Origin of the sequence: Rhodopseudomonas sp. P2A-2r (assembly GCF_026015985.1) — a bacterium.
Lineage (GTDB): Bacteria > Pseudomonadota > Alphaproteobacteria > Rhizobiales > Xanthobacteraceae > Tardiphaga.
Genome location: NZ_CP110389.1, coordinates 3811152 through 3823893, shown reverse-complemented (window position 1 = coordinate 3823893; position 12742 = coordinate 3811152). Strand labels below are relative to the sequence as shown.

Here is a 12742-nt window from a genome sequence, read left to right as displayed (position 1 = left end):
TCAGGTTCTTCCTGTGTTGCCTGCGCCCCCGCTAAGGGTGGCTAAAGGCCCACCACTTCTTCGCCGTGGGCCTCTGCAAGAAAGCGATCGCGCTGTCATTCGGTCTAGGTGTGATTGCCTATCTCGCGCCCATTTCTTCTACGGGGTCGGCAGGGGGATTATGGGGCGCGACGGTTGATTCTTGTAAGATGACAGAGCTAACATTAAAAATAGTTTGTCACCTTTCACGCCTCACAAACTTTATGTGCATAATCGATCAGGTCATCAACCAAGGAGCTTCCCCGATGGCCGACCTGATCACTATTGCTGTCCGAACCTATCCCCTCGACGACGATTATATTGCTCGCGACATTGTACTTCGCGACCCCGCCGACAACTCTTTGTCGATCCGGTACACAACCAACGGCTGCCCCGGTGAACCTGATTGGCAAGCGCCTATGAGCGTGCAGCGCTTCTTTGAATGGCGGGAAGAGCTGCCGGAGCAAATCGAGCTCGGGGCTTATTCGCGCTGAATTCAATCCATTTACTCGCATTGCAATACGTGCACTACTGATTCAGCACTACCGTCTTCGTGCAGCAAATCTCCTGGGGTAGCGATGGTGGCGTCGGACGATAAGTTGGCGAGTGAGCGGCTACGTGGGCGCGTGGAATACTGGAAGCAAATTGTATCCATTCAAATGCACTTTAACGATATGTGTATTCGAACGCGCTGGCTTGGTTTGACTGCCATCGCGACCTTAATGGCTGCGGCAGCCGTTTCAGCGAAGGACAACATAAAAATACATATCCCCTATGACCCGGTTTCGCCGGTGGGGTTGTCAAGTGTCTTGATGGTTGTTGCGCTCATGTTATTGCTGGCGCTTTGGCTCTTAGATACGAAATATTACTACAAAATGCTTATCGCGAGTGTAGAATACGGGGAAGAGTTCGAGCGAGCCGTTATGGCAGATCTTCACGTTAGCAATAGCGGGATTACGGCTTACATTAGCAGTAAGATGACCCGGGAAAAGGCGTCATTAGTATCAGCTAGCTTCTATTTCTTGATAGGATCGGTTATTTCTCTCTTTTTAATCGGCTCCTTTCTTCCACGTGGATAGTAAGATGAAGAACCAGACTCTGAATCGACGATTTGCAGAGCTGTCAGATCAATTTGTCGCGGTCGAAGCCTCAAAGAAGCCGTTTAACAATGGATTTCGTCCTGGCGGATACTCAATCGAGGTCGATGTATTCCTGAACTGGACCGTAAAAGCAAGAAATCTGCTAGTAACTGCATGCGGCGAAAAGTCAGAGCATTATAAGCAATTCATAAAGACAGAAGAGCCTTCTGCCTACAGAACGAATCATGAGGCTCTTCAACAGCTGGGGGCAATCTTCAACGCTGCGAAAGAGGACTTTAAAGGCGGCTATCTTTCGAGTCTCAAAAGTCTGGTGCAGGCAGAAGTCTTTGACAACGAGCTTGATCAGGCTCGCGAGCTACTCTCGAGCGGATACAAGGTGGCAGCGGCTGTTATTGCCGGTGTTGTGTTAGAGACGACGCTTCGGCAGCTCTGTAACGACCAAGGTTTGTCAATCGGCAAGCTTGACCGTATGAATGCCGACTTAACCAAAAGCGGATACTATAACTCGCTTGTGCAAAAGCGCATTACAGCGCTGGCAGACCTGAGAAATAAAGCGGCGCATGGACACGCGGATCAATTCACGGAGACGGACGTTTCCGAGATGATTTCATACGTAGAGGGTTTTGTGGCGGATCGCCTGTAATAGTGCGAGACGAACTTGTGATTATCCTCTTCTCGCTGCTTAGCGTCCGAAGTTGCGGTACATTTAGTGTCGATGTCTAGCGTTGGGGTGGCCGAGCGTATGGCAGATTAGCTGGTTTCGATGTGAGCATAATCGTATTGCGAGGGGCTGGATTTGCTAAAGCGGAATACCGTATTCGTAGTGGGCGCAGGAGCGAGTAAAGAGTTTGATCTTCCTGTCGGAAGTGAACTCGCCCTCAGTATAAGTGACAAGCTGAACGTTAAGTTTGATGATTGGGGTCAAAAGATAATTGCCGGTGATAGACCTCTTTTTGAGAATCTTTCGAGATCGAATCGTGGGAACAATCTAACCTATCAAAAAGCGGCGTGGCTTATTCGGGATGGAATAGTTCTTGCTCACTCCATTGATGACTTTCTTGATGTTCATAAGGACAACGCAACAGTCGTCCAATACGGTAAAGCCGCAATTGCAAAATGTATTCTTGAGGCGGAGGCGTCTTCAAAGCTCTATTTTAAAGCAAATTCAAATGCGAGAGAGACCGTCAACTTTGCGGGCGCGTCCACGACTTGGCTTGTAAAGTTGATGCGACTTCTTGGGCGTCAGCTTCCGCATTCCCAAAGAGCTGAGATTTTTAATCGGTGTTCATTCGTCGTCTTCAACTATGATAGATGCATAGAGCATTTCTTCACCAATGCCCTAACGCGAATGTACGATATCAGGCCGGAGGAGGCCGAAGAAATCGTTAGTAAAGCGAAAATCGAACACGTTTACGGTTCGCCGGGGACGCTGGGTTCGGCGACGGTTGGAAATTTGGTTACCCCATTCGGGGCTGACCGTGCAGACTACGCAGGCATCGGGCTGGCATCAATCAAGACCTACACGGAGTCCGTGGAGAGCGATAGAGTTAGGAGTATGGTGGTCGATTCCGAAGCGGTGGTTTTTCTCGGCTTTGCATTTCACGATCAGAATATGAAGCTGTTGGCTGCTGATGGGTCTCTTAAGCCAAAGGCGTTTCTCGGAACCGGGTTCGGAATATCAGAGAGCGACCGCGAAATTGTTCAACAGCAGATAGTTGACTGGGTTGAGCCTCCCCGACGGCTTGATGCGAGTCTAAAGGTCGATATCAGGCCGGCTCTGAAGGCGGCGGATATTTTTGATTTTTATTCGAAAACGTTGTGATCATCATAGCCAGCTTCCCTGTCTTGAACGTTATCTTGGCCGCCGCCAACGCCGCTAGCGCGGCGGTTGACCCCCTGATGGGCGGGGGCTGGCACCGGCTCGACCGTTGCACACGACGTTGTGTCGAGCGGCCACCTGCGCCAACGGCTGCACGCCGTGGAGACTGCAAGCCCGACAGCCGGTCAGGACGGGCAGGGCGGGTAGGTCCATTTGAGGCGATCCGTGGGTACAGAGCGTGGGTGCAGCTCGGCGAATTTCGAAAAAGACTGTGTCACAGGCTTAAGTTGGCCCCACAAGGGGGACACCCCTTCCGCCATAAAATTCCGGCATGTGTCTGATATAATTTGATATTTTCGGTGAATTTGATGGTGAGCCCTACCATCCGCCCTATCATGCGGGGGTGGGACCTGAACCGGGACACCAACCGAGACAGCAGAAAATCACCGGATCCGCTGTAGCACAGCGGCATCTTGGATCGCCTGGTCGTCGAGCGGGACAGCGATGGATACGGTCGAGCCTCATCGAAACGCGATCGGATGATGCGGTCGGGTCCAACAGTTTCAGGGACATGGCTCGCTTCAAGCCCTGTCGGAGCCCGTGTTTGCCGGGGCGGAAAAGACCAATCTGGCAAGGCCTTGGCTATGCTCGCGGGTGTGCTGACCGGTGTTCTGGCGGACCGTGAGGGTTGACGTGACGGTTTACGTCAGATGGGGAATGTACGCTGGGTCATCCCTTTGGCGATCAGTAGCGCCTTCAATGCATCCTTGGCACCCGGCGTTTCGCCAAGCCAAGTTTTGAAGAACACTATCGCGTCCTCGGAGATGTCGCCTTCCGCGAAGTGCAGGGCATCGCCATGCAGAGAAACGTGCAGATCTGCAGCCGTTGCAGCGTCGAGCCAGGCCTGCGGATCCGCCGGCATGTATCGCGCCGTCATTCGGCCGATGTTCCAAGGCTCGTAAAATTCGTTGGACCGGGTGATTTCCACGGGGCGGCTCCCAATACTTTCGCTCAGCCTGATTTCGTGATATCGGGAAATCATGAAACAGTCAACTCGCGATATCACGAAATCAAGCCAGCGTCGCGCGCCGGCGACCGGTGAGCCGGTGATGGTTCGTCTGCAGCCTGACATGTCAAAGCTGCTGGACGACTGGCGCCGCAAGCAGGACGATCTCCCCGGCCGGCCGGAGGCCATACGGCGACTCCTAACGCAAGCGCTGAAGGCCAAGGGAAAGTAACGCGGCAATGGATTTGATGTCTTGGGATTCAGTGGCCGTAATTAAATCATTGGATTGGCCGGGTTTCGTCAAAACAGTGCTCGGCGCCGGTGCAGGAGCAGCGATCGTTGCTTGGTATCGAGAGCATAGGGCCAAAAAAGAACGAGCGACCTACATCGCTCTCCGTGCGGCGATCGCGCTTGAAAACTACGCGATATCTTGCTGGAGATTAGTTTTTTCAGGAAGAGCTCATTACGAGCAAACCGGCTCGCCTTTGGCTGATGCAGTTCCTGAATTGATCGGAATGCCGAGTGATGCTGATTGGAAAGAGGTCGATTCGTCTTTAACGAACGAAGCACTCTCATTCGCCAACACAGTTTCAATCGCTCAGATTCTGTCCGATCATTCGCGGTTTTTTGAGGGAAATCCGTTCGAGGCCGAGACATCTGCCAAAGAGCGTGGTCGTGATGCCTGGTTGATCTCAGAGAGACTCAGGCGAAGATACAAGCTCACACCGCGCGACGAAGAGAAAAAACGTCTTGAAGAACTGTTTGAGTGAGCGCCCTGGTCGAGCGGCCTGTGAATAGCGGGCGCAACTCGCCCGCGACTCCCGCCGGCTTTTTGGTCGTGCCACAATGCAACCTGTTCGCGAATCAGCCGCCACCAGGAGCAATCATGACTACCATCTGCGAAAGCCCCCAGCAGGCCAGAGGTGAGCAGCTCGTTAATATCAATTTCCTTGGAGCATAGAACGTCTTGACCGACTCTATTGAAACCAATTTGAAGACGAAAGAATTCGAGCTCAAGCTGATTCAGGCTTGGTCTGATTCACATTATAAAATTGCAACGATGGCTCTGCTTGGAAATGGTGCGGCGCTTGCAACGACTGTGGCGTCCATCAGAGACAAGGGACACGATTCGCCGTCCGTGTTTGCTCTACATAGTTCGGCGTTGGGGTTAGTATCAGGCGGAGCCGCCGTATTCCTCATTTGGGTTCTGTCAGAGACCGCCATATCCAAGGTGATCAAGTCCGGAGCAGACGAAAACGCGTCGAACGTGGCAGTGCTAGCGCATCCGCTTATATCCCTACTACTTTTTATTCTTGTCGCTGGATCCGCATGTGGATTCATGGGTGGTATCGCCTTCTACGAAGGCTGGTCGGATGCTATCATGACGTTCCGATCGAAATAGGCCCACCTCCGTTTCCTGTTCAACGCCTCGATAGGACCATCGTGGGGTACGGCATCAGGCTGCCGTCGGTGCGGCGTCAGACCTAGAGGAACCGATCGATGGCGATCTCCACGGACGGTCCGCCGCTCGAGGCGAGAGGGATAAGAGAATGCCTGTTTCAAGGATTGAGAAAATAGATGCCAGCGGTGCAGTTGCTCAACAAGTTGAACTGAGCACGGATGGAACTTATCATTGCCTCCACTTCGGCAACAACGTCGAAACTGTTCATTTCACAACGCTAGACGACGTGGCGAATTTTTTGAGAGCAAATCCGAAAGCGGGCGTACGAATGAACCCGGGCTGGAGTAAAATATCAAAGTCCATTTACATTGACGGTGTGCCACGCTGATCGCGTCGGAAAACTCGTAGGTTGCTTTCCGCATCAAAGCACCTGTTAAGCGGCACCGGAAAGATGAGAACGAGGATCGATGCCACAAGCCTCGTACAAGCCGCCAAGATCAGTTTCGGACCGAATCTGATAAGTTGACCAGCCTCACCGGGCAAACGCCTTTCAAGGGCTCCAAGCGGGTCAATTTCCGACAAGGGGCACAATGAGTGGTCATGTGTCGGGACGAAACCGGTCTGAGCTGCGGCTCTGGCTGATGATCTCGAATAGTGCCGGGTAAGCGAAGGGGCCTAGCGCCCCTTTCCAATTTAAGAGCCCCGTGTCACCGACCAAGGCGCTGGCTGCGTGCCACACGCTGCCGCCAGTGGCTTGGGAGCGAGGTGAGCCCAGCGAACGGGCGCGAGATTGTACTTGAATATGCACTCTTTGTGGGTTCACTTACGCCTTTTGCACGCATGGGTGTTTGATGTCTGACTCGCTCGAAAGGGTTCTGAAACAGTCCCTGACGCCACTGGGTGTCAAAAGGATCGCAAATAAATCCAGGATGGAATTTTCAGTGGGCCGTCAGCGATCGGAAACGGCCTATTCGGGTAAATTTCTAAAGGCCAAAAAGACCGCGGTAGGCAGAGCAAAAAAGCAGGCCCGCGAAAACATGCATCAAAAAAGTCTGGAAAACCGGCAGCCAGTGTTCGCGCAAAATTTAATATCCATGTCCAGGTTACCGGACAAAAGCCATCGTACTACAGTCGGGCAAAATCAGAGTTTGTGGAATTTATCTGCGGGTCACACAAGCGCTATTCGCAACTCAGGAAGCAGTTGGCAAGTTACTCGAAGGGATCCCAGGCGGCGATAGTTGGAGTGCTTTCCGCGGCAATCGGTGCACAAATCGGTATTGGCGCGGTCGTACTTGGTCCAACAATCGGAATCTTTCTGCTGATTTTTCTTCAGGTCGGGAAGAACGCGTTTTGTGCGGGGCGCGTCAGCTAGGGCGTGTACTCATAAATCGCGCGATAGAGGCTCGCTCTCAACGTGAGGATGCACATCCTAATCGTATTGCACGAATCAAGGAGCGATCATGGATAATGTGAAAATTGATAAAGATGCGCTGTCGTCTGACGGCAGAAAGCAGGCCGCCCGGGCGATGATCAACGCCTTAGGCGGAGCCGTACCGTTCGTGGGCGGTCTCTTGTCTGCCGGTGCAGGCTATTGGTCGGAGAAAGAGCAGGAGGAGGTCACCAATCTTCTACGCCAGTGGATTCAAATGATCGAGGATGAACTCCGCGAGAAGGGCAAGACCATTGCTGAAGTCGTAGCTCGCATCGACATGCACGAAGAGAAGGTCAAGCAGCGGGTCGAGTCCCCAGAATATCAAGCTCTGCTAAAAAAGGCTTTTCGAAACTGGTCGTCGGTTGACACTGAATACAAGCGTCAGCGATTGCGCAACATCCTCGCAAATGCGGCGTCTGCCCAGACGACATCAGATGATGTCGTCCGTCTATTCATCGATTGGATCAACCTCTACTCCGATTTCCATTTTGAGGTCATCGGCGAAATATATCGCTCTCCTGGCGTCACGCGCAGCCAAATTTGGCGAAATCTCAAGAAGGCGCACGTGCGCGAAGATTCTGCCGAAGCTGACCTGTACAAGATGTTGATCCGTGATCTCTCCATGGGAAGTGTCATTCGACAGCATCGAGCCACAGATTACGCAGGCAACTACTTGCGAAAACCGGCCGCCAAGCGAAGTCCGCCTGGTCAGGCTCCAACAACAGCAAAGTCAGCCTTTGATGATGTGGAGCCCTATGAACTCACTGACCTGGGAAGTCAGTTTGTCCACTACGCAATGAACGAGATCGTTGCGAAAATCGAATTTCAAGAAAACGCAGACGTTTAACCGTCGTATCGGTTATCGATCCGGGCTGACGCCCGCAGTTGGATCCATGCTTCCGTTTGGAAGGTTCAGTGCTACATTGTCAGACGGCCTGGAGCAATCTAGGATAGATCGCTGAAGGGTAGCCGACCTACGCTCCACGGTGCGCGTAGCGCGCGCGATACGGAGATCTGGATGGTCGCCAGCTACGCATTTTCAATACAGGGGCTAGGAGACAATTTCCAGGTCGCATGGGGCGAAGCGTCGCGCATGGCGAAAGAGAGCGGGTGCTGCTTTTGGTGGATTCCGGAGTCGGACGATTGGCATCGATCTCGTATTTACTGATCTAGTGACCGCCCAGATGTTCGGCGGTTACTTAAGCAAGAATATCGTCAAGCACGACGACTGTCGTCTCAAGCGGTTGTGGGTCTCGCGTGATGAGATCAGACTCTTTGCCGAGCACTGCGTCTACATACGGTCCGTGTTCGAGTACTATCATCGGATGTTCAGGGAGGGCACTGACGCGGAATACGCAGCGATGGAGGCCGTCGCTCCTAGGCTCTTCGAAGATTTGGCGCAGGTTTATAACGAATTTACAATTTCGTCAGCCTGCCGCGTCACTGATCCTTGGATCGACAAGTTCGGCAATAAAAACCTCACCGTGGGGTTTTTCACAAATCTGTTGAGCAGGTTTGAGCCTCTGCATCAGCGGCTCACCGAACTCCAGGCCAGTTTGGAAGAACATCGGGAACGCATCATAGAAGCGCGAAACAAACTGACTGCTCACGCAGACCTTGATACCATAATGGCCGGTGAACCGATAGGAGCGGCGACGTGGCCGCAATGGCATCAATTCTGGGAAGACCTAGGGGAGTTCGTCTCGCTCATCAACGAGAATGTGAACGGATCACCATTTGAAATTCGAGCTGCGGGAGTCCGAGGCGACGCCGAGATGATGCTGAAAAAGATTCAAGATTAAGGGTAGGTCAGCTATGGGTCATTCGCGTCGCATTTAACATGTCAGCGGCATGTTCGCTATCCGACCCATTTCGGACCTTCCGTTTCGTGTTGCGAGCACCAAGATAGACATGATTCAAGCTCCCGAAGCGGGCCTCGAATCACGAGATACGAACTCACGGACTATTTGTGGACTGCCATCAGGCCGTTCCTTCCGGAAAAGCCGCGTGGCGCGCCAAGGGTGGACGACCGGCGGATCCTCAACGGCATCTTCTGGATATTGCGGTCGAGAGCGCCATGGCGCGATCTGCCGGAGAACTTTGGGCCTTACACAACCTGCGACAACCGGTTTGTTCATTGGCGGATGGCTGGCATGTGGCTCACTCCGCGCGAACGCGGCGAGAGCCGGCGCGATGGCCTCAGGTGAAATGCCGGCGGTGGCCAGCCGCAGATCCTTTGCAAAGGTCGAAATCCGCGCCACGGCGTCAGCCCTCGACGATCATATGGACTCGCACCACTATACCGTTGACTGCCCGCGGGTCGACCGCCTTCACGGTTCGGACCGCGCCCTTGATCACCAATGTGTCTCCGACTACCGGGATGGCGGAATCGACGTTGAACGGCGGTGCTGCCGGTGCCGGCGCACCCTGCGGCCAGCCGGCGGCGCGGATCTGTGTTAGCGACAGGATAACGATGAACGGCACCTTCGAAATTCCGGTCACGATGTCCGACGCGCTCAGGTGGAAATTTCTGACGTGCGCTCGAACCGTCACGGCTTTTGATACGCCGCTGATCGAGCGACGCAGCACAACATCCTCGCCCTTCTTCATGAGCGAAGCGTCGAGACGGGCAATTGGGCCTGACATAACTGGCTCCTTAAACGAACAGTAGCCCGTCGGGCCGCGCGTCTGAAGAATAGATGGAGACGCCGGCGTCGCCGGCCGATGCGCGCGAAATGGCCATCCACAACGCGACGGCGAGATCGATTCGGTCTTTCGACTTGCCTTTATGCATGAGGCGATTGCCGGCAGTGTCGGTGTGAATGGCGACGTTTTCCATGCACCATCGGAGGATCGGCGAGTCCCATTTCAGACGCCGGCCGGTGATGGCCCGCTCCAGATCGTTCAGCGCTGGCGACTGTGTTTTCCAACCCTGCTGCATGGTGATGGCGGGCATTCCGTCCTCGACGAGCGGAGACAGCACAGCGGCCGAATAGGCGGGGTCGAAGACGATCTCGCGAACATCGTATTTGTCGCAGAGGTCGCGAACATGCTGCTCGATCACTCGATAATCGATCACATTGCCCGGCGTCGGGATGAGCCAGCCTTCCTTCGCCCAGCGGGGATACTGTACGCCGTCGCGATCGGCACGGGCCTGCAGGTTGTCGGCCGGCACGAAGGCCCAGCACTTCACGATTAAATCGTCACCGTCCTTGAAGCATGCCACGATGGCCGCAAGGTCGGTGGTGCTGGCCATGTCGCCCGCGACCCAGCATTCGCGGCCGGCCAGCGCATCGATGTCAATCTCGGTGCGGCCTTCATCGAAGACTGCCATCTGGACGAACGGGCTGAGCGAATTGTCCTGCCGACGACCGAGGAAGAACTGCTCAAACGCGGCGCGATCGCCGGGCCGTTCCTTGGCTTCACGCGCAAGCTGGCGCATCGACGGGAGATCGGGATAGCCGTACGGCAGGCCGGGCAGCACCTTTGCCCAGGTCGCCTCGTCATCCCATGTGTCGGAAGGGTCGGCCTCGAAGATGATCGGCAGGAAGTGCGGGTCGACGATCTCGCCGGATTGCACCTTTTGCCGTACTCGAAAATAGGATAGTCCGGCGACTCGTTGCCGCGGCCGGCCGTGGTGGCGACGATCAGCAGCGAACCCGGCGCCTTGGTGGCGCCGGTGCGCAGCGCTTGCCAGAGATCAGCTTTCGCGTGGGCCCAGAGCTCGTCGACGAGGATGAACATCGGCGTCCGGGCGTGAGCGTTCCTTCCTTCGGACGACAGCGCCTCGAAAAACGATCCCGATCTCGGATGGATCAACCGGTTTTTGCTGTCGACCGGGCGGGACGCGCCGGCGAGTTGCGGGATCGATTCCACGATGCCGAGCGCCTCCTCGAAGGCGACGCGGGCCTGGCCCTTGTTCGCGGCGGCGACGTAGTTGGCGCCACGCGGCAGTCGCTCGGGTCCGTAGGTATGGAGCAGCGCCAGGGCCGCGGCGAGCGACGTTTTCCGGCTGCCCTTGCCGACCTGCAGATAGACAACGCGGACCAGGCGGGCACCATGGTCGTCCGTCGGCCCGTAGATTGCCCGGACGATGCGCTCGAAAGGCGGGTCCAGCTGGAAGGCCTGATCGGGCAACGGCGATTTCGGGTGCTTCAGCAGCCGGAGGAAATCGACGGCGCGCTGCCCGCGGCCGGCCGGATCCGCGATCTGCGAGCCGTCAAAGATCCATGTCGGTCCAAGCATCGGTCCCTCCCGCGGCCGGAGGAGCCTTGCCGTCGCCGACGATGCCGAGCCGTTTGGCGAACTGCAGCGCGTTCTGCGCGGCCTTGTTGCGGGCGCCGAGCAGCGGGTGAGGCCGCATGGTGCCGCCGGCGCTTTTGATAAGGAGCTTGCCTTTGCCGAGTTCCCTGTCGCATTCGGCGATCAGCGCCAGCGCGTTGACGTAGGCGATAAGCAGCGGCTCGTTCTCGGCGGTCAACGTGCCCTTGGCGCGCAGCAGCGGCGCCAGGCGCGACCACTCCGCGCGCGCCGGTTTCGTAAGGCCTTTCGGCGCTGCCGCGGCCGTGCCCGCCACCGCCGACGGCACCAGTTTGAGCACTTTTGCCGTCATGAATTTGCGCCTTTTTCCGGGGAGGAAAAATCTGAGAAAATGTTGCGTTGCTGACCCAGGGCGGTCCCGGCCCCCTCGGCCAAAGTTCCGACCACCCCCCGGCTTGCGACAGTTGATCCCGCTCCTATATGAGTACCTGTCCCTGCCAATGCTGGGATGGTGCTTCCAGGCGTTGGCTTGGAGGTCCCGACTACATGATGATTCTTAGACGTGAACCCGTGCACATTTTGCGCGGGCTCGGGACCAGGTACCTCACCGAATGAGAGGACCTGAGAATGATCAGCGTTACTGAGTGGCTGCATATTGCGGCAGCCCTGCTGACGATCGTGGCGATATTGCTCGCGCATATCTAACCTTTGATTTGTCACTTTTCGAACTGACAGGCGGACCTGCGAAGGCCCGTCTGTTGCTCCGCTGATTGCTTCCTGCTGGCATGGCAGTGGGTGCAGAGGGGCTGCCAGTTCGTCCGATCCCAGAACCGCGCGCGATCACCACGATGCGGGATAATGTGGTCGACGACGCTGGCAGGCTGGCCGCAGCGCTGGCCAGTGGCCACGACCATCACGCATGTCGGGTGCGATAGGAGGAAGCCGGTACGCGCCTTGTCCCAGCGGCTATCATACCCACGTGCTCTGGCGGAGGGGCGGCGCTGCTCAAAGGCGGCCTTGCGGGCATGCTGGTGCGGGCACGGCGCACCGCTGGTGATGCAGCCGCAGGATTGGAGGCGTGGTGCTCGGCGGGCCATCATGCGCCTGCTGGCCTGCGGTGGTCGACCAGCAGCGCGCGCACGGAGGCGGGAATCCCGTCATCGATTCCAACCTGCCATTCGAGGCGTTCGACGTCGGTGGTCTCTTCGGCCCTCAGCAGCGGGTCGCGGGCGGCCTGCGAGCGGAACTGCGCGACCACCATGACCAGGGCTTGCACGATGTCCGGTGGCATGGTCTCGAGGGTGTAGCCGGCCCGGTACCGGATGACGGTGCGACCGCGCGCCCAGCATCCCACGCTATCTGAGCGCAGCCTCTCAATGATGCCGCAACCGAGATCGGCCTCGTAATCGGCCGGGACGAGTCCGGTGCCGTCTTCTGTGACGGTGGTGACAGACGTGACCGGGTAGCGCTGCAGCATGATGCCGCAGCGGGCGTCGCGTACCGTCTCCTCGACCGTCTCCTCGACGAGCACCCGATTGCATGCCGTGGCGATCGCGGCGCTGGCCCGGCTGATCAGCGGCGGAAGCGTGAGGTCTTCGGCGGTTCCGGTGATGCCCAGCGCAGCTTTCACGGCGGCGAGCGTCGCAATGTCATAACTCTCGGCTGCGGTGATGACGGTCAACATGATGGCCTCAAGTGAAATGCG

General features: G+C 56.3%; 16 protein-coding genes and 2 pseudogenes. 11 read left to right on the top strand and 7 right to left on the bottom strand.

All coding sequences use genetic code 11. From position 1 onward, the window contains the following. The first annotated feature begins 284 nt into the window (after positions 1–284). From ONR75_RS18495 to ONR75_RS18480, 4 genes are all read left to right on the top strand, one after another. Entirely contained in the window at positions 285–512 is a 228-nt protein-coding gene (locus ONR75_RS18495; protein WP_265078543.1) for a hypothetical protein, read from the top strand. Between the two features lie 84 nt (positions 513–596). After that, positions 597–1097, top strand: coding sequence for a hypothetical protein (locus ONR75_RS18490; RefSeq protein WP_265078542.1), 501 nt, complete (start codon positions 597–599; stop codon positions 1095–1097). 4 nt (positions 1098–1101) lie between these two features. Continuing rightward, positions 1102–1761 (top strand): DUF4145 domain-containing protein, encoded by a 660-nt coding sequence (locus ONR75_RS18485; protein WP_265078541.1) that lies wholly within the window; start codon positions 1102–1104, stop codon positions 1759–1761. 153 nt (positions 1762–1914) lie between these two features. After that, a complete protein-coding gene (locus tag ONR75_RS18480) occupies positions 1915–2940 on the top strand; it encodes a hypothetical protein (protein WP_265078540.1) in 1026 nt (341 codons plus the stop codon). A gap of 703 nt (positions 2941–3643) precedes the next feature. Here the strand turns inward: ONR75_RS18480 and ONR75_RS18475 are convergent. Then, entirely contained in the window at positions 3644–3925 is a 282-nt protein-coding gene (locus ONR75_RS18475) for a hypothetical protein (protein WP_265078539.1), read from the bottom strand. Positions 3926–3977: 52 nt separating this feature from the next. Here ONR75_RS18475 and ONR75_RS18470 point away from each other — a divergent pair, with 52 nt between their 5' ends. The 7 genes and pseudogenes from ONR75_RS18470 to ONR75_RS18440 all read left to right on the top strand — a co-directional run. Beyond that, the gene (locus ONR75_RS18470) at positions 3978–4175 is read left to right on the top strand and encodes a hypothetical protein (RefSeq protein WP_265078538.1); all 198 of its coding nucleotides are present in this window, start codon (positions 3978–3980) and stop codon (positions 4173–4175) included. A gap of 7 nt (positions 4176–4182) precedes the next feature. Then, positions 4183–4713 carry a hypothetical protein gene (locus ONR75_RS18465; RefSeq protein ID WP_265078537.1) on the top strand — a complete coding sequence of 177 codons (531 nt, stop codon included), beginning with the start codon at positions 4183–4185 and terminating at the stop codon, positions 4711–4713. Positions 4714–4910: 197 nt separating this feature from the next. Further along, the gene (locus ONR75_RS18460; protein ID WP_265078536.1) at positions 4911–5345 is read left to right on the top strand and encodes a hypothetical protein; all 435 of its coding nucleotides are present in this window, start codon (positions 4911–4913) and stop codon (positions 5343–5345) included. 148 nt (positions 5346–5493) lie between these two features. Continuing rightward, the gene (locus ONR75_RS18455) at positions 5494–5733 is read left to right on the top strand and encodes a hypothetical protein (RefSeq protein WP_265078535.1); all 240 of its coding nucleotides are present in this window, start codon (positions 5494–5496) and stop codon (positions 5731–5733) included. Positions 5734–6805: 1072 nt separating this feature from the next. Beyond that, positions 6806–7624 (top strand): hypothetical protein, encoded by an 819-nt coding sequence (locus ONR75_RS18450; protein ID WP_265078534.1) that lies wholly within the window; start codon positions 6806–6808, stop codon positions 7622–7624. Positions 7625–7961: 337 nt separating this feature from the next. Beyond that, positions 7962–8579 (top strand): hypothetical protein, encoded by a 618-nt coding sequence (locus tag ONR75_RS18445; protein WP_265078533.1) that lies wholly within the window; start codon positions 7962–7964, stop codon positions 8577–8579. A gap of 138 nt (positions 8580–8717) precedes the next feature. Continuing rightward, positions 8718–8936: pseudogene (locus ONR75_RS18440) on the top strand (transposase); the annotation flags it as partial. A 106-nt stretch (positions 8937–9042) separates the two neighbouring features. Here ONR75_RS18440 and ONR75_RS18435 read toward each other — a convergent pair. The 6 genes and pseudogenes from ONR75_RS18435 to ONR75_RS18415 all read right to left on the bottom strand — a co-directional run bounded on the left by ONR75_RS18435 (position 9043) and on the right by ONR75_RS18415 (position 12721). After that, positions 9043–9387: a hypothetical protein gene (locus ONR75_RS18435; protein WP_265078532.1), complete on the bottom strand. Its 345-nt coding sequence runs from the start codon at positions 9385–9387 to the stop codon at positions 9043–9045. Positions 9388–9433: 46 nt separating this feature from the next. Further along, complete coding sequence (locus ONR75_RS32485) at positions 9434–10357, bottom strand: terminase TerL endonuclease subunit (protein WP_320109630.1); 924 nt, start codon at positions 10355–10357, stop codon at positions 9434–9436. Positions 10358–10419: 62 nt separating this feature from the next. Next, positions 10420–11022, bottom strand: a pseudogene (locus ONR75_RS32480) (terminase large subunit domain-containing protein); the annotation flags it as partial. Next, positions 10997–11389 (bottom strand): P27 family phage terminase small subunit, encoded by a 393-nt coding sequence (locus ONR75_RS18425; RefSeq protein ID WP_265078531.1) that lies wholly within the window; start codon positions 11387–11389, stop codon positions 10997–10999. The pseudogene ONR75_RS32480 and the gene ONR75_RS18425, both read right to left, overlap by 26 nt. A gap of 364 nt (positions 11390–11753) precedes the next feature. Continuing rightward, positions 11754–11951, bottom strand: coding sequence for an HNH endonuclease (locus ONR75_RS32475; RefSeq protein ID WP_320109629.1), 198 nt, complete (start codon positions 11949–11951; stop codon positions 11754–11756). Positions 11952–12133: 182 nt separating this feature from the next. Beyond that, positions 12134–12721: a phage head-tail connector protein gene (locus ONR75_RS18415; protein ID WP_265078530.1), complete on the bottom strand. Its 588-nt coding sequence runs from the start codon at positions 12719–12721 to the stop codon at positions 12134–12136. Positions 12722–12742 lie beyond the last annotated feature (21 nt).